This window comes from Aminipila butyrica, from assembly GCF_010669305.1.
Taxonomy (GTDB): domain Bacteria; phylum Bacillota; class Clostridia; order Peptostreptococcales; family Anaerovoracaceae; genus Aminipila; species Aminipila butyrica.
In genome coordinates this window covers 3,152,199-3,174,203 of sequence record NZ_CP048649.1, presented here as the reverse complement: position 1 = coordinate 3,174,203, position 22,005 = coordinate 3,152,199, and the positions used below count along the sequence as shown (strand labels likewise).

At 48.5% G+C, this 22,005-nt stretch carries 15 protein-coding genes; 14 read left to right on the top strand and 1 reads right to left on the bottom strand.

Annotated features, from left to right (window positions below; all coding sequences use genetic code 11):
* Positions 1-152: 152 nt before the first annotated feature.
* From Ami103574_RS14905 to Ami103574_RS14880, 6 genes are all read left to right on the top strand, one after another.
* The gene (locus Ami103574_RS14905; protein ID WP_163067743.1) at positions 153-1,424 is read left to right on the top strand and encodes an HlyC/CorC family transporter; all 1,272 of its coding nucleotides are present in this window, start codon (positions 153-155) and stop codon (positions 1,422-1,424) included.
* On the top strand, positions 1,424-4,186 hold the full coding sequence (gene secA / locus Ami103574_RS14900; protein WP_163067742.1) for a preprotein translocase subunit SecA: 2,763 nt from the start codon (positions 1,424-1,426) through the stop codon (positions 4,184-4,186). The genes Ami103574_RS14905 and secA overlap by 1 nt, the downstream gene beginning before the upstream one ends.
* Before the next feature lie 47 nt (positions 4,187-4,233).
* A protein-coding gene (gene prfB / locus Ami103574_RS14895) for a peptide chain release factor 2 (protein WP_163067741.1) occupies positions 4,234-5,356 on the top strand; the annotation gives its coding sequence in 2 pieces (ribosomal slippage) (positions 4,234-4,308 and positions 4,310-5,356; 1,122 coding nt in all).
* 24 nt (positions 5,357-5,380) lie between these two features.
* The gene (locus tag Ami103574_RS14890) at positions 5,381-7,642 is read left to right on the top strand and encodes a Tex family protein (protein ID WP_163067740.1); all 2,262 of its coding nucleotides are present in this window, start codon (positions 5,381-5,383) and stop codon (positions 7,640-7,642) included.
* A 235-nt stretch (positions 7,643-7,877) separates the two neighbouring features.
* Positions 7,878-8,435, top strand: a complete 558-nt coding sequence (locus tag Ami103574_RS14885; protein ID WP_163067739.1) for a hypothetical protein — start codon at positions 7,878-7,880, stop codon at positions 8,433-8,435.
* Between the two features lie 172 nt (positions 8,436-8,607).
* Entirely contained in the window at positions 8,608-9,282 is a 675-nt protein-coding gene (locus Ami103574_RS14880; protein ID WP_163067738.1) for an HAD-IA family hydrolase, read from the top strand.
* 149 nt (positions 9,283-9,431) lie between these two features.
* Here the strand turns inward: Ami103574_RS14880 and Ami103574_RS14875 are convergent, their stop codons facing one another.
* On the bottom strand, positions 9,432-10,637 hold the full coding sequence (locus Ami103574_RS14875) for a glycosyltransferase family 4 protein (protein ID WP_163067737.1): 1,206 nt from the start codon (positions 10,635-10,637) through the stop codon (positions 9,432-9,434).
* 215 nt (positions 10,638-10,852) lie between these two features.
* Here Ami103574_RS14875 and Ami103574_RS14870 point away from each other — a divergent pair, with 215 nt between their 5' ends.
* From Ami103574_RS14870 to Ami103574_RS14835, 8 genes are all read left to right on the top strand, one after another.
* The gene (locus Ami103574_RS14870; protein ID WP_163067736.1) at positions 10,853-11,857 is read left to right on the top strand and encodes a beta-ketoacyl-ACP synthase III; all 1,005 of its coding nucleotides are present in this window, start codon (positions 10,853-10,855) and stop codon (positions 11,855-11,857) included.
* A gap of 20 nt (positions 11,858-11,877) precedes the next feature.
* Positions 11,878-12,822 carry an enoyl-[acyl-carrier-protein] reductase FabK gene (fabK, locus tag Ami103574_RS14865; RefSeq protein WP_163067735.1) on the top strand — a complete coding sequence of 315 codons (945 nt, stop codon included), beginning with the start codon at positions 11,878-11,880 and terminating at the stop codon, positions 12,820-12,822.
* Positions 12,823-12,836: 14 nt separating this feature from the next.
* Positions 12,837-13,832, top strand: coding sequence for an ACP S-malonyltransferase (locus Ami103574_RS14860; protein ID WP_163067734.1), 996 nt, complete (start codon positions 12,837-12,839; stop codon positions 13,830-13,832).
* A gap of 78 nt (positions 13,833-13,910) precedes the next feature.
* A complete protein-coding gene (gene fabG, locus Ami103574_RS14855) occupies positions 13,911-14,651 on the top strand; it encodes a 3-oxoacyl-[acyl-carrier-protein] reductase (protein WP_163067733.1) in 741 nt (246 codons plus the stop codon).
* 47 nt (positions 14,652-14,698) lie between these two features.
* Positions 14,699-15,937: a beta-ketoacyl-ACP synthase II gene (fabF, locus tag Ami103574_RS14850; RefSeq protein WP_163067732.1), complete on the top strand. Its 1,239-nt coding sequence runs from the start codon at positions 14,699-14,701 to the stop codon at positions 15,935-15,937.
* Positions 15,938-15,967: 30 nt separating this feature from the next.
* Positions 15,968-16,393 carry a 3-hydroxyacyl-ACP dehydratase FabZ gene (fabZ, locus tag Ami103574_RS14845; protein WP_207710508.1) on the top strand — a complete coding sequence of 142 codons (426 nt, stop codon included), beginning with the start codon at positions 15,968-15,970 and terminating at the stop codon, positions 16,391-16,393.
* Positions 16,394-16,410: 17 nt separating this feature from the next.
* Positions 16,411-17,946: a nitronate monooxygenase gene (locus Ami103574_RS14840; RefSeq protein WP_163067731.1), complete on the top strand. Its 1,536-nt coding sequence runs from the start codon at positions 16,411-16,413 to the stop codon at positions 17,944-17,946.
* A 654-nt stretch (positions 17,947-18,600) separates the two neighbouring features.
* Positions 18,601-21,996 carry a PD-(D/E)XK nuclease family protein gene (locus Ami103574_RS14835; RefSeq protein ID WP_163067730.1) on the top strand — a complete coding sequence of 1,132 codons (3,396 nt, stop codon included), beginning with the start codon at positions 18,601-18,603 and terminating at the stop codon, positions 21,994-21,996.
* Positions 21,997-22,005: the final 9 nt, after the last annotated feature.

The following is a 22,005-nucleotide window of genomic DNA, read 5'->3' as shown; positions in this document are numbered from 1 at the left end:
AATTTTCAGACTATTAAGTGAAAATTAGGTGATAGAGGGCATTGCCCTCTTTTCTTTTTCTTATAAATAGGGTATAATATTATGCTATGGTATACAAAAACGAAGAAGCGTGCATAAACACGAAGGACAGATAGTTTATACAGGAGGTATAAATGGAAGGAAGTATTTTTACTTCAATAGCGGCCTTGGGGGGATTAATCCTTTTGTCCGCCTATTTTTCGGGAGCGGAAGAAGCTTTTACATCGCTAAACCGGACGCAGCTGAAAAACCTGACCGGTTCCGGCAGCAAAAAAGCCAAGCATGTCCTGAGGATGGAAGAAAATGAAGATAAACTTCTGACCACTGTTTTAGTGGGACGAACGATTACCAATGCGGCTATGGCCGCTATAGGTGCCTTGTTGCTGACTGAACTGTATGGCATTCTGGGCGGGGTGCTCTCCATTGTGGGGATTACCGTACTGATTTTATTGTTTGGGGAGATTACGCCCCGGACTGCGGCCAAGGAATCGCCAGAAAAGATGGCCATGTTTTCTGTGCCACTGCTCCGCTTGCTGGTGACCATTTTAAATCCGCTAAATCTACTGTTTTTACAGTGGAAACGGCTTATGCGCAGGGCGTTTAAGGTTCACGAGGAGCGACCGATAACTGAGGATCAGCTGATTAATATTGTAGAAGAAGCAGAAACCGAAGGCAGCATCGATGTGGACAGAAGCGAGCTGATTCAAAATGCCATTGAATTTAATGAACTAGAGGCTTACGACGTATTGACTCCTCGAGTGGATGTGGAAGCCATCGAGGTAGACGAAGAAAAGGACGAGGTAGGTCGAATTTTTCTGGAGACGGGATTTTCCCGGCTGCCGGTCTATGAAGAAAATATGGACAAGATTGTGGGGGTGCTCAACCAAAAGGATTTTCACAACTTTGTTATTGGCCAAAAAAGAGAGATTGCAGACTATGTGACACCGGTAGTATTTACCCCAGGCTCTGTCAGAATTGCCGCCTTGCTGAAAAAGATGCAAAAGGCCAAAACCCATATCGCTATTGTAGTGGATGAATATGGGGGAACCGAAGGCATTGTCACCATGGAGGACATCATTGAAGAGCTGGTCGGCGAAATCTTTGATGAACACGACGGCACAGCGTCCCAAGAAATCATTCAGCTATACGATGGAAGCTATAAAGTTTTTGGCGGTGCCAGCGTGGAAAAGATGTTTGACTTTTTTGAGCTGGAATATCAGGAAATGGACGTGACGACAGCTAATGGCTGGGTAGTCGTGAATCTGGACAAGCTGCCAGAGGTAGGAGACGCCTTTGAATATGAGAATCTAAAAGTTAAAGTGACCAAGGCCGATGGAAAACGGGCCTTAGAAATAAATGTGGTGGTGACGCCTCAAGAAACAGAAAGGGTAGAAGGACTAAAATAATGGGATTGATGGAAAAGATCTTTGGAGATCTAAATGTAAAAGAAGTTAAAAAAGTTGAGAAAATAGTGGACAAGATTGAGGCTTTAGACGAACAGATGCAGGCCTTGACGGACCAGCAGCTGAAAGAAAAAACGGCGGAGTTCAAGGAGAGAGTGCAAAAAGGCGAGACGCTGGATGACATTTTGCCGGAAGCGTTTGCTGTGTGCCGGGAAGGTGCCGTGCGAAGCTTAGGCATGAAGCACTTTCGTGTACAGCTCATCGGCGGCGTGGTTCTGCACCAGGGCCGTATTGCCGAAATGAAAACTGGTGAAGGTAAGACCCTGGTGGCTACTCTAGCGGCCTATTTAAATGCTTTGAGCGGCGAAGGTGTTCACGTTGTTACAGTCAATGACTATCTGGCCAAGCGAGACATGGAATGGATGGGTAAGTTGTACACCTTCTTGGGCTTGACTGTGGGCTGTGTCATCCACGAGGTAACGGGAACAGCTAGAAAGGCAGCTTATGATGCCGATATTACCTATGGAACCAACAACGAGTTTGGTTTTGACTACTTGCGGGACAACATGGTTACCTACCGGGAAGAGATGTCTCAGCGGGAGGAATTAAACTATGCTATCGTGGATGAGGTGGACTCCATTCTCATCGACGAAGCTAGAACACCGCTGATTATTTCTGGGCAAGGGGACAAATCCACCGACCTGTACGGTATCGCTGATAAATTCGTCATTCGTCTGCGCAACGAAGAAGACTTTACGATAGAAGAAAAGGATAAGACGGTGGCACTTACAGAAGAAGGTGTAGCCAAGTGCGAGCGGGAATTCGGCATCGAAAACTTTTCTGATCCAGAGAACATGGAAATTAACCACCATGTATTGCAGGCCCTAAAAGCCCGCAACCTCATGAAGCGGGATGTGGACTACATCGTCAAGGATGGTGAGATCGTTATCGTTGACGAGTTTACCGGCCGTCTCATGTTTGGACGACGGTACAGTAACGGACTGCACCAGGCTATTGAAGCCAAGGAAGGGCTGCTGGTTCGATCAGAGTCCAAGACCCTGGCTACCATAACCCTGCAAAACTATTTCCGTATGTACAAAAAGTTGTCTGGTATGACCGGTACGGCCAAGACGGAAGAGGATGAATTCCGGGAAATCTATAACATGGACGTTGTGGTGATTCCTACTAACCGGCAGATTGCCAGAATGGATTTGCAGGACTCCATCTATGCCAAGGAGCGAGGCAAGTTTAAGGCTATCGCAGAGCGGATTGCGGAAGTTCACGCCACTGGACAGCCAGTGCTGGTAGGTACCATCTCTATTGAGCGGTCAGAATTAATCAGCGACATGCTAAAACGGCGAGGCGTGAAGCATAACGTCTTAAACGCCAAGCAGCACGAAAAGGAAGCAGAGATTGTTGCAGAAGCCGGACGTCTGGGCGCAGTAACCATTGCTACCAACATGGCTGGTCGAGGTACAGATATTCTGCTGGGCGGAAACCCAGAATTTGAAGCGAAGCGCGAGATGAAGCGGCAAGGTTTCAGCGATGAAGCCATCTCTTTCTCTACCTCCTTCGTGTCCACAGAGGACCCGGAACTGATACAGGCTAGAACCACATTCAATCAGTTGAATGAACAATATAAGACAGAACGTTCCGATGAACAGCAGCAGGTGCGGGAGTTGGGCGGTCTTTGTATCATTGGTACAGAGCGCCATGAATCCCGGCGTATTGACAACCAGCTGCGAGGCCGTGCAGGTCGTCAGGGAGATCCAGGTTGCACTCAGTTCTTCCTTTCTTTAGAGGATGAGTTGATGCGCTTGTTTGGTGGTGAGAAAATCCAGGGACTGGTGGAAAAACTGGGCGTGGAAGAAGATGAAGCCATCGAGGCAGGTATGCTGACTAAGCGGATTGAGGCGGCTCAGAAAAAGGTAGAAGGCAAGAATTTCTATATCCGAAAATACGTGTTGCAATACGATAACGTGATGAACAAGCAGCGCCAGATTATTTACGAGGAAAGACGGCGGGTTCTTTTCGGGGAAGATTTGCGGAGTTACATTCGTAACATGACCCAGGAGCTTATCGATGAGCAGGTAGATCCGATTACGGTAGCTTCCCGCTATGCGGAAGAATGGGATTTAGACACCCTGGGCAAGAATTTGAAAAAACTGTGCGCCCGCTTTGATGAAAATCTGCCGTACAAAGAAGAGGATGTTCACCAGCTGACAGCAGAGCAGCTGAAAAATGATGCTTATGAGGTCTTTGAAAAACTCTACGAGGAGAAGGAAGCGGAAATCGGCGAAGAGCGCATGCGTGAGCTGGAGCGGATGATTCTTATTCGGGTAGTAGACAATAAGTGGATGGATCACATCGACGATATGGATCAGCTGCGAAATGGTATTAATCTGCGGGCTTTGGGCCAGCAGGATCCGGCAGCAGCTTATTCCAACGAAGGCTTCGATATGTTCGAGCTGATGATTCAGGCTATCAAGGAAGATACGGTTAAGTTCTGCTATAATGTAACCGTCCAAACCAATGCGGAGAGAAAGAAAGTGATGGAGGCCGGCGAGGGCAGAAAAGACGAGTACCAGGGAGAAGGGGTGGCCAGCGGAATCTCTAGTGGCCTGCCAGATGAAACGGAGGTACCGGACCGAGAGCAGCACCATGAGCCAATCCGTAGAACAGAGGAGAAAATTGGCAGAAATGACCCTTGTCCGTGTGGCAGCGGCAAAAAATATAAGAACTGCTGCATGAACAAAGAGTCGTAATCTGACTATAATATAAAGAAATTACCAAGAAAGGAAGGATGTGTGAGATGGTTGAGTTAGATCAGATCAAATATGAACTGCCTGAGTCCAAGGCAAATTTGATGGAAGTAGGTGACTCTCTTTGACCTGGCTGGGTTGAAGAGCAGACTGGAAGAAATTGATATTAAGACTCAAGTAGAAGGCTTTTGGGAAGACCGGGAGGCTGCCCAAAAGCTATTGAAGGAAAAGAAGTCTTTAGAAAATAAAATAAATGGGTATGAGGGACTGGAACAGGATTTAGAAGATATTCAGGTTCTCATTGAAATGGCCGAGGAAAGCGAAGCCCATTCTACCGGCGAAGAAAATGCCCAGATTGCAGCGGAAATTCGCGAAGCCTATGAGCAATATAAATCAACGCTGGAAAGCATGCGGCTAAATACCCTCTTAACCGGGGAATATGACCGCAGCAGTGCCATCTTTACCATTCACGCAGGCACAGGCGGTGTCGATGCCATGGATTGGGCAGAGATGCTTCTGCGAATGTATACACGCTGGTCAGAAAAAAAGGGTTACAAGACGAAGGTTATCGACTTGCAAGATGACACGGAGGCAGGTATTAAAAGTGCTACGGTTATCGTAGAGGGAGAAAACGCCTACGGATATTTGAAAAATGAGCGGGGTGTTCACCGACTGGTGCGGATTTCCCCTTTTAACTCCCAGGGGAAGAGGCAGACTTCTTTTGCCCTATTGGAGGTTATGCCTGAGCTGGATGAGGATATTCATGTGGACATTGATCCGGAGGATTTGCGGATTGATACCTATCGCTCCAGCGGGGCCGGCGGTCAGCACGTAAACAAGACGGATTCTGCTATTCGCATCACCCACTTGCCTACCAACATCGTCGTTACTTGCCAGAATGAACGCAGTCAGCATCAGAACAAGGATATGGCGATGAAACTGCTTAAGGCGAAACTGACGGAGCTGGCGGAGCAAGAGCACAAGGATAACCTGCGGGAACTGAAGGGGGACTTTTCCCAGAATACTTGGGGCAGTCAGATTCGATCCTATGTGTTTCAACCTTACACCATGGTAAAGGACCATCGGACGGGTGCAGAGGTAGGCAATGTGCAGGCAGTCATGGACGGAGAAATTGATTATTTTATCAATGAGAAATTAAAGCTCAAACCGTAAGAAAAGGAAATTAAGGGAAAAGAAATGAACATAATTGAAAAATTAGCGCAGGAATTTTCTGTCAAGCTATCTCAGGTGGAAAATACCGTTCAGCTCATTGATGAAGGCAATACCATTCCGTTTATTGCCCGCTACCGAAAAGAAGTTACGGGAGATCTTTCCGATGTAACGCTGCGGGACATGGACGAGCGACTTACTTATCTGAGAAACCTGGAAGGCAGAAAGGAAGAAGTTCTCCGTCTCATTCAGGAACAGGGCAAACTGACGGAGGACTTGCAGGCCGCGATTGAAAAAGCGGAAGTCTTGCAGCGGGTAGAAGACCTGTATAAGCCGTACAAGCAAAAAAAGGCTACCAGGGCTTCTAAGGCCAGAGAGAAGGGACTGGAGCCCCTCGCGCTGATTTTCTATGAACAGAAGCTGGAAGAGGGAGCGATGGCGGATTTAGCCGCTCCTTATATCGATGAAGAGAAGGGCGTGGAAACGGCGGAACAGGCCATTCAGGGAGCCCTGGATATCATTGCAGAAATGGTAGCAGACCATCCGGAACTGACGGCTATGGTTCGGGAAAAGACCCAGAAGTCCGGCCTCATGGCAACAGAGGCGGTGGATTCAGAAGAAAAAACCGTCTATGATATGTACTATGGGCACCAGGAAAGCCTTGCTAAAATTCCTAACCACCGGGTGCTGGCTATTAATCGGGGTGAAAAGGAAAAGAAACTCAAGGTAAAGGTTGTTGCTCCAATCGAAGAGCTCCAGCAGCTGCTGGAAAAAGAAGTCATCACCAACGAGCGGTCGATTTTTACGGAGAAGTTGCGGGAAACTATTATAGACGCGTACAAGCGGCTGATGGCTCCTTCTATGGAGAGGGAAATGCGCAACCTGTTGACGGAACGGGCAGAGCTCGATGCGGTTAAGGTCTTCGCTAAAAATACGGAAAAGCTGTTGATGGTGCCCCCGGTAAAGGGCACTCGGATCATCAGTATCGACCCAGGTTATCGGACAGGCTGCAAGGTGGCGGTATTAAACGAAACCGGCAAGCTGCTAGCCTATACTACAGTCTATCCCACAGAGCCGCGAAAGGACGTGAAGGGTACAGAAGCCGTCTTAAAGAAACTGATTGACAAGCATCAGATTAACACCATTGTCATCGGCAACGGCACCGCTTCCAGAGAGACGGAAGAAGTGGTGGCAGAATTCCTCAACAAGAACGACTATGACATTCAATACACCATCGTCAATGAGGCGGGGGCATCGGTCTACTCGGCTTCCAAGCTGGCGACAGAGGAATATCCGGATTTGGACGTGACGACCAGAGGGGCGATGTCTCTGGGCAGACGGCTTCAGGACCCGCTGGCAGAGTTGGTGAAGATTTCCCCTAAGAGCATCGGCGTAGGTCAGTACCAGCATGATATTGATCAGAACCTGCTGGACGGAGCTTTGACCAACGTGGTAGAGGACTGTGTGAACCGGGTAGGTGTGGATTTGAATACCGCTTCCCCTTCCTTGCTTTCCTATATTGCTGGCATCAACGGTTCCATCGCCAAGAACATTGTGGCGTATCGAGAAGAAATCGGCCAGTTCTCCAGCAGAAGAGAATTGTTGAAAGTCGCTAAGCTGGGGGAAAAAACCTATAAGCAGTGTGCCGGGTTCATGCGCATAACCGAAGGCAAGAATCCCCTGGATTCTACTTCCGTTCACCCGGAATCTTATGAAGCTGCCAACTTGGTGTTGGCTAAGCTGGGTATTGAAGGGGAGCAGATTCGACAGGGGGGCGTTCAAGACATTGAAGAGAAAATTTGTCAAGTCTATCCCACGGTGAAAAAGGCGGCAAAGGTGGAGCCAGGAACAAAAGGCTTAGCCGCTCTGGCGGTGCTGAAGGAAACGAAGAAGGAAGATCCGAAGAAGGGGCTGAGCAAAAGCCTGGAAAAATTGGCGGAGGAAGCCGGCATTGGCGTTCTTACCTTGAAGGACATCGTGGACGAAATCAAGAAGCCAGCCAGGGACCCTCGTGAGGACGCACCGGCGGTAGTATTCCGCAATGATGTTAGAAGCTTTGAGGATTTGAAAGCGGGCATGGAGCTTATGGGCACCGTCCGCAATGTGGTGGATTTCGGAGCCTTTGTAGATATCGGCGTGAAAAATGACGGTCTGGTGCACATCTCAGAGATCAGCAATAAATTTATCAAGCATCCCATGGATGCAGTTTCTGTAGGAGACACGGTGAAGGTGCGGATTCTCGGCGTGGATCACCAGCGGCAAAAGATATCCTTGACCATGAAAATATAAGAAGAAGTAGAAGACAGCTTTGGCTTTGCCTGTGATGGTAGAGCCAGAGCTGTTTTTAATTTGTTGTTTTTCACATAAAAGATCGGCAGCAAACGTGTTGCTCCTTGCAGTTTGTGCTTTTGGTGAAATTTGTATGTGAAATAGGTGTAGGTACTACCAATTTCTCCCTAGGTGGGATATACTGAGGAAAAGGACCTGTTGCAGTTTACGAAAGTGAAGAGAAAGAAGGGATAATATGATTGAATCCTTGGGAAGCAGCATAACAGACTATGCCAGGCAGGAACGAGAGCTGGCCTACAGCCGGGAAAATAGTGTAAGAAGTGCGGAAACAAAAGAAGCGGGAGCATCAGGAGACGTTGCCGCTATCACCGAATCCCAGCAGCAGATTTCTGATACCGCTGAGGTAAAGACCAGACCTCCTCAGTACGATACCATTGAAATCAGTGAAGAGGGAATGGCTCAATCCCTACAGAAGAACGCAAGTCAAGTTGAAACGATTCAGACGGCAGCTTCGGACCTAAGCACCAGTGCGGCCGGAGAAACAGATGAAGCGGATGAAACGACGACGACACCCGTATTATCTTCTTATACGGAAGATGAGCTGAACGATTTGGTAGACGAGGGGAGCATCACAGCGATTCAGAAGAATACGGAATTAGCAAGGCGGGCAGCAGAGGTAGCCGCAGCGGAAGCAGCCCAAGCCACTAAATCAGATAGCAGCAGTGGAGCCGTTACCGGGGAAGAAATGGCTCTAAACCGGAGCCAGTTGGCTGCCGGAGCGGCGGACGAGTAACGGATAAAAAATATTCCTATAGCAAGCGACATGACCATAAAGGCCATGTCGCTTTGTTGTATATTACAGGAAGACGCTGGACAGGCAGCTGGCATACTTCGGATGTGGCCTTGCTTGTATCCCTGGGTAAATTGTGATAAGATAACAGAGATATGAAGTTAGGGAGAAGGATATGAACGAGAACATAAAGAAAGATACGAAACAAATCAACACGATATTATTCGATTTTGACGGGACGGTTATGAATACCAACGACCTGATTTTAGGGTCTTGGCAGCATACCTTTAAGGCTATCACTGGACAGGAGGCTGATCCGCAGGTCATCCACCGGACCTTTGGAGAGACCTTGGCTAAAAGCATGGTGGACTTTTTCCCCGATTTCCCTTTGGAAGACGCGATTGACATCTACCGCAATTATCAGACAGGCCGATTTGCTGATGCCATCTCGCCTTTTCCGGGGATGCTGGAACTGATAAAGGACCTGCACCAAAAAGGTTATAAGACGGCAGTAGTTACTTCTCGCCTGAAGCCCACCACCATGGAAGGCTTGCAGAAATATGGCTTGGATCAGATCCTGGATGCTATCGTCACCGTAGAGGACTGTACCAGACATAAACCAGACCCAGAGCCAGCTCAAATCGCCTTGAAAAAGCTAAGCGCTAAACCCGAGGAAGCATTGATGGTGGGAGACAGCAAGTTCGATATCGGCTGCGCCAACAATGCAGGTGTGACCTCTGTGCTGGTAGATTGGGCAGTTGCTATCTACGACAAAGAGCAAGAAGGCATCTTTAAGCCAGATTATGTGATTCAGAAGGCAGAAGACGTATTGGAGATTTTAGGGTGTTAGCTGTAAACTAGCCCAGCGAAGAAAACAGGCACCAGACAGGTGAAGGCTGCTGTCTATGAACAGCATATCCATCTGAATGGTGCCTGTTGTTTAACTTTAGAAAGGGACTTCGCTGTCAATCATTCAAGGAAATGTCCCTTGTATGCCTTTTATGCGTGACGCCGTAGGGCAGGAATCAGGCGGATGGGCAGCAAATGGTGGCCGGGAAACATGCGGATTGCCGTTTCGTAAACTTTGAGAACGCGTCGGCCAAAGGCTTCTTTAGAGTAACTTTCAGCTACTCGTTCCGCATTATGGCACAGCATTCGATACCGTCGCGGGTCTTCCAGGGTCAGCAGCAACTTGTGGATGAATTCCTGAGAGTTGTCAAAGTAGAAGCCATTTTTGCCCTCAGTAAGGACATTTTCCAAGCAAGGGTCGTATTTGCATAGCAGGGGAATCCCGCTGGCCAGGGCTTCAATATAAGTAAGGCCTTGAGCTTCGCTCTGAGAGGCGCAGACGAACAGTTTGCCCAGCTGGAAATATTCCGGTACCACCTGAGGGGAGACCATACCAGTGAATATCACATGGTCCTCCAAATTCATGTGGACAACCAGTTCCCGCAGCGCGTCTTCGTAAGGACCGCCCCCGACAATCAGCAGGACCATCTCTGGATGAGACTGAATTAATATTTTCATGTTATCCAGCAGCTCATCCACGTTCTTTTCCAGAGCCAGCCGCCCGATGCTGACCAGCACGGTCTTGTCTGGGCTGATGCCACAGGCCGCCAGCAGCTCTTGGCGCCGCTCTTCTGAAATCCGAGGTTTATATTTGTTTAGATCGATACCGGTAGGAACGGTAAAGATGGGATTATTGATGCCGTAGGAGAGCAGCAGGTCCCGAGCCTTATTGGTGGGAGCAATTACATAGTCTGTAGCATTGATGGCCCGATTGGAGCCAAAGAGCACGATACTCTTACTGAGACGCTTACTTCGCAGGATGTAATGGGTATAATCCTCATAGATAGTGTGATATGTGTGTACAATGGGAATATTCAATTTTAGAGCCAGATATTTAGCAAAATAAAAAGAGACCCATTCACACTGGGAATGGATGATGTCCGGCTGCCATTGAAGGATCTCCGGAAGGTATTTACTGTGAAAATTATAGGTCGCTCTGGCCTGTGGGTAAATTTTCACGCGAAATGATTTCAGATAATATATATCATCCTGGAAATGCTGACGACCGTCTGGAGACAGAGTCAAGACTCGCACCTCGTGGCCGGCCTTTTCCAGTTCGGATTTTAAATTGATGACGGAAGTAACTACTCCGTTGATGACTGGCTTGTACCAGTCGGTGGTTATTAATATTTTCATGTTTAATCCCTCCTAATCTCCCAAGGTATATTGTTTCATAAATGGGGTGGAAAGTCCATGAAATATTTGTGAACTTTTCTTAAAATTTTCTTAAATAGAGCAGCGGGTTTTCCATGAAAAACAAGTCTGCTTGACTTTTTATATGAATCTAAATATAATATAATAAAATAATTTGATAATCAAAATAAATTTCAAATAATAAAAGGGAGGCTGCATTGGGAATAACTATAAAAAAGGTTGGTAAAGCTCTGCCAGAGCGGATTGTGAAGAATGAGGATTTGACTCAGTTTGTAGAGACGGACAACGAATGGATTGTGGCGAGGACTGGCATCCAGGAGCGTCGTGTAGCCACCGACGAATCGGCTTTGGATTTGGCTGCCGCTGCGGGCAGACTGGCCTTGGAAGGCGAGGACTACGACCAGATTGGGCTGGTAATAGTAGCTACCGTCACACCAGATAAACTAGTGCCCTCCATGGGAGCTTTGGTCAAGCGAAAATTAGGCTTAGAGAATGCGGTAGCCTTTGATATCAATACAGCTTGCAGCGGATTTATTTATGGGCTGTGGATTGCTGAGGCGCTGATTAAAGGCGGCATGGCTGGGACGGGCAATCCTGTACGAACGAATGTGATTCAGAAAGCCCTGGTCATCGGCGTAGAACGGCTGAGCCGAATTGTGGACTGGACAGATCGGAGTACTTGTATCCTTTTCGGAGACGGAGCTGGGGCAGCTTTGCTGGAATGTAACCCTTCAGAGACCGGTATCTTGTCTTCTTACGTGAAGAATTACGATGATTTAACAGACTCGTTGACCTGTGGCATAGAATATTTGGCCACGCCATTTACAGATGAAAGCCGGGATAACCCGGAAAGACAGGTTTTATCCATGCAAGGCAGCCAGGTCTTTAAATTTGCTGTAAACGCTATCGGTGAGGTCATGGAGCAATCTTTGGAATTAGCCGGGCTGACGGCGAACGATATTGACTATTTCGTTCCGCATCAGGCAAATTTGCGGATTATCTCCTCAGCGGCCAAGCGGTTTCGCCAGCCCCTGGAAAAGTTTCAGATCAGCCTAGGAGAGACCGGCAATGTGTCAGCTGCCAGCGTACCTATGGCCTTATACGATATCATGAATGCGGATAAACTAAAAAAGGGAGATAAAGTCATGCTTATGGGCTTTGGCGGAGGCCTCAGCGCGGGAGCAGTGATTTTTGAAGTATAGACAAATTGGGAGGAAAATATATGAATGACGTATGTCAGATCTTAGGAACAGAATATCCAATTATACAGGGAGCTATGGCCAGAATTGCAGAGAGCTCCCTGGCCGCAGCGGTGAGCAATGGCGGGGGCCTGGGTATCATCGCCAGCGGCGGATACGATGCGGACTGGCTGAGAAACGAGATCCGAACGGTACGGAAACTGACCGATAAACCTTTTGGCGTAAATTTGATGCTGCTCATGCCGAACATTGAAGAGTTGATTCAGGTAGTTTGTGCAGAAAAGGTTCCAGTAGTGACCACAGGCGCAGGCAATCCGGGCAAGTATATGAAAACGCTGAAAGAAGCTGGTATCAAGGTGATTCCGGTAGTTGCTTCGGTTGCTTTGGCCATCCGGGTGGAACGAGCCGGAGCTGACGCCGTCATTGCTGAAGGCACAGAAGCTGGAGGCCATATTGGGGAAATTGCCACGATGGCATTGACCCCTCAGGTCGTAGATGCTGTATCCATTCCGGTACTTGCTGCCGGAGGTATTGCAGATGGCAGAGGAGTGGCAGCAGCCTATATGCTAGGTGCTAGAGGCGTTCAGGTTGGCACCCGCTTCGTGGTGGCCAGTGAATGTATTGTTTCCCAGAATTACAAGGATGCCATCATCAAAGCTAGAGATACAGATACCTGTGCGACGGGAAGATCTACGGGACATCCGGTGCGGGTGATTAAGAATAAGCTGGCCAGAGAAATTCTGGCGATTGAAAAGGCCAGTACCGGGGAGGAGGCTCAAGCAGCCATCGACCAGGTCGGCATCGGCGCTTTAAGTGCAGCGGTGTTTGCTGGTGATATAGAGCGGGGTTCTGTCATGTCTGGACAGATCGCGGGAATGGTGCGGAAAGAGCAGCCAGCCGCAGAAATGATTCGTGAGATGTTTGCAGAGGCAGCAGCGATTTATGCAGACAGAGCATCGCTGTTTTAGGAGGTAGGAGAGAGATGAAAATTGGGTTGATTTTTGCTGGACAGGGAGCTCAGTACCCTGGCATGGGAAAGGGACTGTACGATCATTCTCAAAAGGCCAGAGAGGTCTTAGATTTGGCAGGAGAACAGGTAAAGGATTGGTGCTTCGAAGGGACGAAGGAGATGCTTCGTCAGACCCATATTACCCAGCCTTGTGTATATACAGTGACCATGGCCGCCTATGCCGCATTCTTTGAAGAGTTAGAGAAAGCAAGCCCCTCTATACAGGCAGATTTGGAGATTGTTGGCCTGGCAGGATTCAGTCTGGGGGAATACGCCGCTTTGACGGCAGCTGGAACCATCGATGACATTCATAAAGGTATGGATATTGTCACCAAAAGAGGTACCTGGATGAACGAAGCCGGATTAGACAGTGAAGGCAGCCAGCAGGGCAGTATGGCCGCAGCTTTTGGTGAGCGACAGGCCATCTTGGATTGTGTGGAAGCCGTAAGAGGAGATGGTATCCTTCAGGGAGTCAATTTCAATTCCCCAGTGCAGACTGTAGTGGCTGGAGACAAGGAATCTCTGGAGCGTTTCAAGATAGAAGCGAAGAGCAGAAAAATAAAAGTCATTCCCCTCAGTGTGGGCACCGCTTTCCATAGCCAGATGATGAAGCCGGCAGCGGAAAAGCTGCGGGGGCTTCTGGAGGAGTGCGGACTAAAAGCCCCAAGCAAGAAAGTTTATTCTAACGTGACGGCAGAGGACATGATGAAAGGGGCGGAAGGGCTGGATGAAGAGGCCACAGGCCGCTTTATTGCAGATCTCATGGGCAGACAGGCCATGAGCCCGGTCTACTGGCAGGAAATCATCGAACATATGGCTGCCGATGGGGTGGATTGTCTTATTGAAATGGGACCTGGCACGACCCTCTGCGGTATTGTAAAAAAGATTAAACCGGAGATGATGACGCTAAATATTCAGGATACAGAAAGCTTGAAAAATACAGTAAATACATTGCTTGAAAATAAGTAAAAAAGAGGCTGAAAGGCTTCCTAAATAAATAGAAGACGGCTCGGGAATGGGCCTATGTATAAATAGCTGGAGGAAAACATGTTAAAAGGAAAAAATGCCATTATTACAGGAGGAGTCCGTGGTATCGGGCGAGCCATTGCAGAGCTTTTCTGCAAAAACGGCGCTAATGTGCTTCTGTGCTACCGCAGCAATGATGCGGCAGCAGAAAAGACCCAGGATGAGTTGGCTAAATACGGCACGAAGGTAGAAATTCTCAAAGGCGATGTGGCCAATGCGGAATTTGCAGTAGAAGCGGTAGCAAAGGCTAAGGCGGACTTTGGGACACTGGATATTCTGGTCAACAATGCGGGTATTACCAAAGACAAACTGATGCTTCAAATGAAGAGTGAGGATTTTGATAGCGTTATTGATACGAACCTCAAGGGCTCCTTCTACTTCCTAAAGGCCGCCAGCGGAGTGATGATCAAGCAACGGTCAGGGAATATCATCAACCTATCCTCGATCGTGGGGCTAAAAGGTAATCCAGGTCAGGTGAACTATGCGGCTTCTAAAGCTGGAGTGGTTGGCATGACCATGTCAGCTGCTAAGGAACTGGGTCGGAGAAATATCCGGGTTAACGCCATTGCACCCGGTTTTATTGAAACAGATATGACCGATGAATTAAACGACAGCCAGAAGTCCAAGATGAATGAAGTTATCAGCTTGGGCCGGATGGGGACACCGGAAGATGTAGCCAACGTTGCCTTATTTTTGGCTAGCGACTTGTCTGCCTATGTGACGGCACAGACCATTTGTATAGATGGCGGTATGAGCATTTAATAAAAGTGATTTTGCTGAACAGATATAATTAAATTTTGGAGGAATTTATGAAAAGAGTAGTGATAACCGGACTAGGTGCCATTACACCAGTGGGCAACAATGCACCGGAGTTTTGGGAAGGCATCAAAAACGGAAAAAATGGCATTGATCAGATTACCCTTTTTGATACCACTTATCAGAAAGCCATCATGGGCGGTGAAGTGAAAAACTTTGAGTATGAAGACAAACGGGCGGCTAAGCGCCTGGATCGGTATTCTCAGTTTGGACTGACCGCAGCTAAGGAGGCCATGGCTGACAGCGGCATTGTCAGCGGCGAAAATGTAGATCCATACCGATTTGGGGTTATGGCCGGAACCGGTATCGGTGGCATCATGACTCTGGAGGAGGAAGCCAGAAAGGCTGCCTTAAAAGGTGAAGAAAAGGGATATTCCCGTGTATCGGCGCTGCTGGTGCCAATGGTTATTCCCAATATTATGGCGGGAAATGTCTCCATCGCCGTACAGGCTAAAGGCACTAGCATCGGCATCGTAACTGCCTGTTCTGCTGGTACTCATAGTGTGGGGGAAGCTTTCCGCTACATTAAGCACGGTTACGCAGATGTTATGCTGGCAGGCGGTGCAGAAGCATCTTTTTCACCAGTATGTTTTGCAGGCTTTGCTAACATGACTGCTTTATCCACGAAAAAGGATAAAGACAGGGCTTCCATTCCCTTTGATAAGGAGCGGGATGGCTTCGTTATGGGTGAAGGCTCTGGTTTCTTAGTGTTGGAGGAGTTGGAGCACGCGCTGGCCAGAAATGCCAAGATTTACGGAGAAGTGGTGGGTTACGGTACAACGAGTGACGCCTATCACGTGACTTCACCATCGCCTACCGGAGAAGGTGGAGCAGCTGCTATGAAGATGGCTATCGACGAGGCGGGCATCCAGCCGGCAGAGGTGGACTATATTAATGCCCACGGTACGGGAACACCATATAACGATGAGTTTGAGACAAAGGCCATCAAGTTGGTCTTTGGAGAAGATACTAAGGTGCCTGTCAGCTCCACCAAGAGTATGACTGGACATTTGCTGGGAGCGGCAGGAGCCATTGAAGCGGTTATCTGTGCCAAGGCCCTGGTGGATAACTTTATTCCACCGACCATCAATTACCAGGTGCCAGACGAGCTGCTGGATTTGGACTATGTACCAAATGTAGGCCGGGCAAAGGAACTGAACTTTGTACTGTCTAATTCCCTAGGATTTGGCGGTCACAACGGCACCGTTCTCTTTAAAAAGTTTGAAAAATAATGGATATAACCTTGGAAAGGAACAAAAAATATGTTGATGAACCGCGAGCAGATCATGGAGGTCTTGCCACACCGGGATCCATTTCTGCTGATCGATGAAGTGGAAGAGATGGAGGAAGGCAAGAGCATTACTGCCATCAAACACGTAGATGAGAAGGAATATTATTTTGCAGGGCATTTTCCTCAGGAGAAGGTTATGCCAGGGGTACTGATTATAGAAGCACTGGCCCAGGCTGGGGCGGTAGCCATCCTTTCTATGCCGGAACATCGGGGAAAGATTGCCTATTTCGGGGGGATCAAGGATGCTCGCTTCCGTCATAAAGTGGTACCGGGAGATACGCTCCGACTGCACGTAGAGTTGGACCGCCTGCGCAGCAGCACCGGAAAAGGTGTAGCTACGGCCTTTTTAGGGGATAAAGTGGCGTGTAAGTGTGAAATCACTTTTGCCATAGGCTGAGGAACAAGGAGCAGATGGTGGAAAGAAATACAAAGCTAAATGAAATACTGGTCAGTCTTATGAACAGCGTACTCAAGGTAGAGGAGCAGTCCATCAAGGAATCGAGCAACATTGATCTTTCCATGACGGAGATTCATACCTTGGAGGCTATTGGCGCCGGAAAGCTGAAAACTATGACTCAGGTGGCAGGCGCTTTAAAGATTAGCGTCAGCACCTTGACCGTGGCCGTGAACAAGCTGGTGAAAAAAGGCTACGTAGAGCGGTGCAGAATCCCGGAGGACAGGCGGATTGTAAAGATTGGGCTGACCCAGACGGGGAAAGATGTGGTGGCAGAGCATCAGGCTTTCCATCATAATATGATTGAAGATATTACGGCGAACATGACAGATGCTGAAGTAGAGGTTCTTCTCAAGTCGTTAGAAGGCTTGCGGGACTTTTTCAGAATGCAGCTCATCAAGCCGGTCAGAAGCGAGGGAGCTATGGAACTTAAATCAATGAATTTGAATGGGTTGAGCATACCTATACCCATCTTTCAGGGAGGCATGGGCATCGGCATTTCCATGTGGAAGCTGGCATCGGCAGTAGCCAAATGCGGCGGCGTAGGGGTTATATCTGCTGCGCAGCCTGGTTACATGGAGACAGACTTTTATACGGATCCGCTGTCAGCAAATGTGCGGGCTATTCGACGTCAGGTAGAGCGGGCGGTGGAAGCGGTAAAGGGAGTGCCAGGAGCTGGTCCTATTGGCATCAACATGATGTGCGTGGCCAGAAATTATGAGGAAATCGTCAAGGCGGCGGTGGAAGCGGGCGCAAAAGTTATCATCTCGGGAGCAGGACTGCCGACGGCGCTGCCAGGCATGGTAAAGGGGAAAGATATCAAACTGATTCCTATCGTATCCTCTGCCAGAGCCGCAGCACTGATTATCCGCAGCTGGGCCAAGAAACACAACCGCATGCCAGATGCTTTCGTCTTTGAAGGCCCGAAGGCTGGCGGACACCTGGGATATAAAGAAGAGCAGCTAGAGATTGCCGATGAAAACTTTTATAAGACGTTGATGGAGATTAAGGCAGAGATTGCCAGCATTCCTGAATGTAAGCTTATCGTAGGCGGCGGCATCTTTTCTCGGGAGGATGTACAGACTGCACTGTCCTACGGAGCCGATGGGGTTCAGGTAGGAACCCGGTTTGTGGCCACAGAAGAGTGTGATGCACCGGACAGCTTCAAGCAGGCTTATGTGGACTGTCAAAAAAGTGATATCGCCATTATTAAAAGCCCTGTAGGCATGCCGGGCCGGGCTATCCGCAACAAATTCGTTAAAGAAGTAGCGGAATGGGAAGAAAAGCGGCCCATTGAGCGTTGCAACGGCTGTATGTCAGCCTGCAATCCTAAAGTGGCGCCTTACTGCATTACAGAAGCCCTGATTGCGGCAGCTAACGGTGATGCGGAAAACGGGTTGGTATTCTGCGGCAGCAATGCCCATTTAGTGGACCGAATCGTTAAGGTCAAAGATGTCTTTGATGACTTGACGGGGACCGAAGCAGAAGAGAATTAAAAAATATAGAAAAAGTCCAGGTGAAACGCTAAGCGTTTCTTACCGGGACTTTTTTTTTATGGTGGCGGTGGCTAAAGGTCAGGGGATTTGATATACTTAGCAGTAGAAATCTACAAATCAAAGATTTGTGATTTCCTTGCATGAGTCTGTCGGCAAGCCGCAATACAGCTTGGACAGGCTGGCAGCAGTAGAAATCTACAAATCAGAGATTTGTGATTTCCTTGCATGAGTCTGTCAGCAAGCCGCAATACAGCTTGGACAGGCTGACAGCAGTAGAAATCTACAAATCAGAGATTTGTGATTTCCTTGCATGAGTCTGTCAGCAAGCCGCAATACAGCTTGGACAGGCTGACAGCAGTAGAAATCTACAAATCAGAGATTTGTGATTTCCTTGCATGAGTCTGTCGGCAAACCGCAATGCAGCTTGGACAGGCTGGCAGCAGTAGAAATCTACAAATCAAAGATTTGTGATTTCCTTGCATGAGTCTGTCGGCAAACCGCAATACAGCTTGGACAGGCTGGCAGCAGTAGAAATCTACAAATCGAAGAGTGGTGATTTACTTGCATGCGTCTGTCAGCAAGCCGCACAGCTTGGACAGGCTAGCAACAGTAGCAACTGCAAACCCCAGGAAAGAAGAGGAAGTGGCGTAAGAGATGCTGAATATTTATTATGGAAGAGAACATATTGATAAGGATAAATTTATATTCGGGCGGGTTCAAGGACGGACTTTGGTGTTGGTGCCAGACCAGTTTACCCTCCAGGCGGAGCGAAACGCTTTTCAATGTCTGGGGGTTCAGGGACTTATGGACCTGGAGGTTATTAGCCCTTCCCGGTTAGGACTGCGGGTTCTCCAGGAGGTAGGAGGTGAAAAGGTTTCTCGGTTGGACAAGTATGGACGTCATATGCTGCTGTCTAAGATTATCGCTGAGGAAAAAGACCATTTGCAGGTATTCAGAGGACTGGAGAATAAGGCGGCCTTTATTGACTTGATGAACGATTTGATTTCGGAGATGAAGCAGTATAATACGCCGCCAGAAGCACTACCTGAAATTCTAAATAAATTAGAAGAAAAATCAATATTGAAAGAAAAGCTAAAAGATGTACAGCTGATTTACGAAAGATATGAACAGTCTATAGCAGGCAGCTTTATTGATACAGAAGACTATTTACAGCACTGCATCCAGCGGATAAAGGATTCGAAGATGATTCAGCACTGCGAAATATGGGTCTACGGATTCGATTATTTCGCGCCTCAAAATCTGGACCTTATAGGGGAGCTGATTGCTCGGGCTATCCACGTAAACGTAGTCTTAACCTACAGTCAGGGGGATCGGGACAGTGAGATTTTTGAGCTGACCGGAGCGATGATTCGCAAGCTGGAGCAACTGTCGGAAGGGCTCTCTAAACCCTATACCACCCAGCAAATTAGGGAAACAGATTACTTCAGACAGCCAGCGGCCCCCGAACTGTCTGCTATTGAAACCGAACTGTTTGCCATACCCGCTCGCAAATGGACGAAGAAGGCGGAAGCCGTTACCTTGGTCCGGGCAGCTAACCCTTATGCCGAAGCGGAAACGGCAGCAGCCTATATTCTGCGGCTGTTGCGGGAAGAGGGATTGCGCTACAGGGATATCGCCGTCATCTGTAATGATTTAGAGGTGCGAGGCTCCATTCTTAGCCGAGTTTTTCAGGAATATGGACTGCACCCTTTTATGGACCGAAAGAGAAGTATACTTCATAACCCTGTTATCAGTCTCCATGTTTATCTGATGCAGATGGCCAGAGGCCGATTGAACGCAGATACTGTCGTGGGCTTAATCAAGACTGGACTGATGGGCCTCTCTCAAGATCAGGCAGAGCAGCTGGAGAATTACGCCTACAAGTTTAAAATACGGGGCAGCATGTGGAAGAAGCCCTTTGCCAAGGGGGCAGGGGATTACCTGCCAGAAGAATTCCAAGAGATTAATCAGGCCAGGCAGCAGATAGTGGAAGCTATGGTCGCCTTTTCAGAGCCTTTAAAAACAGCAGAGACCGTCAAGGAAAAAATTGCTGTCTTCTACGATTACTTAAAAAATCACCTCCAAGTTCCGGAGCACATCCAGCGGATGATGGAGGAGCAGAATCAGAAAGGGTACTATGAACAGGCTTTTGAGATGACGCAAATCTGGAAGATTCTCATGGAACTTTATGATCAGCTGGTGACCGTTCTCGGCAGTGAGCGGTTGAGCTTGGACCAGTTAGAGACGGTGCTGCGTGCAGGCTTTGAATCGGTAGAATTGGGGATGCTCCCGGCTACCATAGATGAAATCATCGTGGGAACGATGCAGCGGACCAGAACCGGGCAGATTCAAGCCTTGGTGGTGGTAGGTGCTAATGATGGTATTCTGCCTTCTGCGGTCAGCGGAGACGGCATTTTAAACGACGATGAGAAGATGGCACTCTATAACCGTTCAGTAGAAATGTGCAAACTGGATGAGCTGCGGGCCATGGAAGAAAAGATGGCACTGTATCGGACGCTGGCTAAACCAGAGCGCTATTTGTTCGTCAGCTACGCAGTGTCGGATAACGACGGCAGAGAGTTGAAGCCTTCTACTGTATTTAATAAACTGACTGCCATTTTTCCGCAGGTGGAGATTCGCAGAGATATCATCAGTCAAAGAAATCCACTGTTGTTGCTGGAATCCCGCAATAACGGCGTAAAGCATCTGACGGAAGCCCTGCGAAAGAATCTCGAAGGAGAGCCAGTCAGGGACTGTTTTAAAGCGGCACTGGATTGGTATCGGCTTAATGAGGGAGACTCCTTAAGGCAGGTAGAAGAGGGCTTATTCTTTAAAATCCGAGAGGAACGCATGAATACGGCTTTAGCGGAGCAACTTTACAAGAGAGACGAGCGGCGGGAGCTATCCCTTAGCCCTTCTAGGCTGGAGAAATTTGCAAGATGTCCCTTTGCGCACTTTTTATCTTATGGACTGCGGCCGGAGGAAAAGCGGGTATTTGAAATTGCAGGCCGGGAGATGGGGGACATCTATCACCTGTGCCTCATGCGGCTGTCGGAGCATCTGACAGAGAAAGGTATACCCATCACTAATCCAGATTCAAAGTGGATGACCATGACCCCGGCAGAATGTGGGGCTTTTGTAGCCGACTTTATGGAAGGGGAGGGCGCTCAGTACAAAGAAGGCTTGCTGTACGGCGGTAATGAGGAGAGCTACAAGGCTGGCCGCATGAAGCGGGTGTGTACCGATGCGGCTTGGATTTTGGTGGAGCACGTTCAGCAGGGGAAGATTCAGGAGGTATTTTTTGAAGCAGAGTTTGGCCAGGCCTCCAGAAAGTCGTTCCCACCTATTCAGGTGAAGACTGCCTTGGGAAGCGTTCTCATCGAGGGGAAGATTGACCGAGTGGACATGCTGCCAGGGGAGTATGTAAAGATTATTGACTATAAATCGGGCAATGAAAAATTTGACCTCCAGGAGGCCAAGGCGGGCTGGCGGCTGCAATTAATGCTGTATTTGAAGGCTGCGTTGGGAGACCCGGGAGCAGAAGCAGGAAAGCAGGAAGCTGGTTCTGCTAGGGGGGAGAATGAGAGATCCTTATCGGAGCATCGTCCTGCGGGGGCCTTCTACTTTAAGCTGGATGAGCCAATTTTCGATGCCAGTGATTGGGATAGTCAGGCTTTGCAAAAGAAGGTACAAGCAGAATTTAGAAAGTCTTTTAAGCTGGATGGAATCCTGGTGGATGAGCCGGCTGTGCTGGACAGCATCGCCGGAGAGTTCGAAGGCAGTTCGGATATCGTGCCGGTTCGTCGGAATAAGGACGGGGCCATCGTAGGTACCGGAAAAGATAAGCTTCTCACCAGTGAGGAATTCGCCGAATTGCAGCAGGCGGTAGATCAGAAGATTACCGAGCTGTGCAGCCAGTTGGGGGAGGGGCGAGTAGATGTATCTCCGGGCAAGTCTGGCAATGAGACGGCGTGTACCTACTGTATGTATAAGAGTGTCTGCAAGTTTGATGTGGCTTTTGAAGGCTGTGCTTACCGGGTGGTAAAGTAAGGCTTGTTT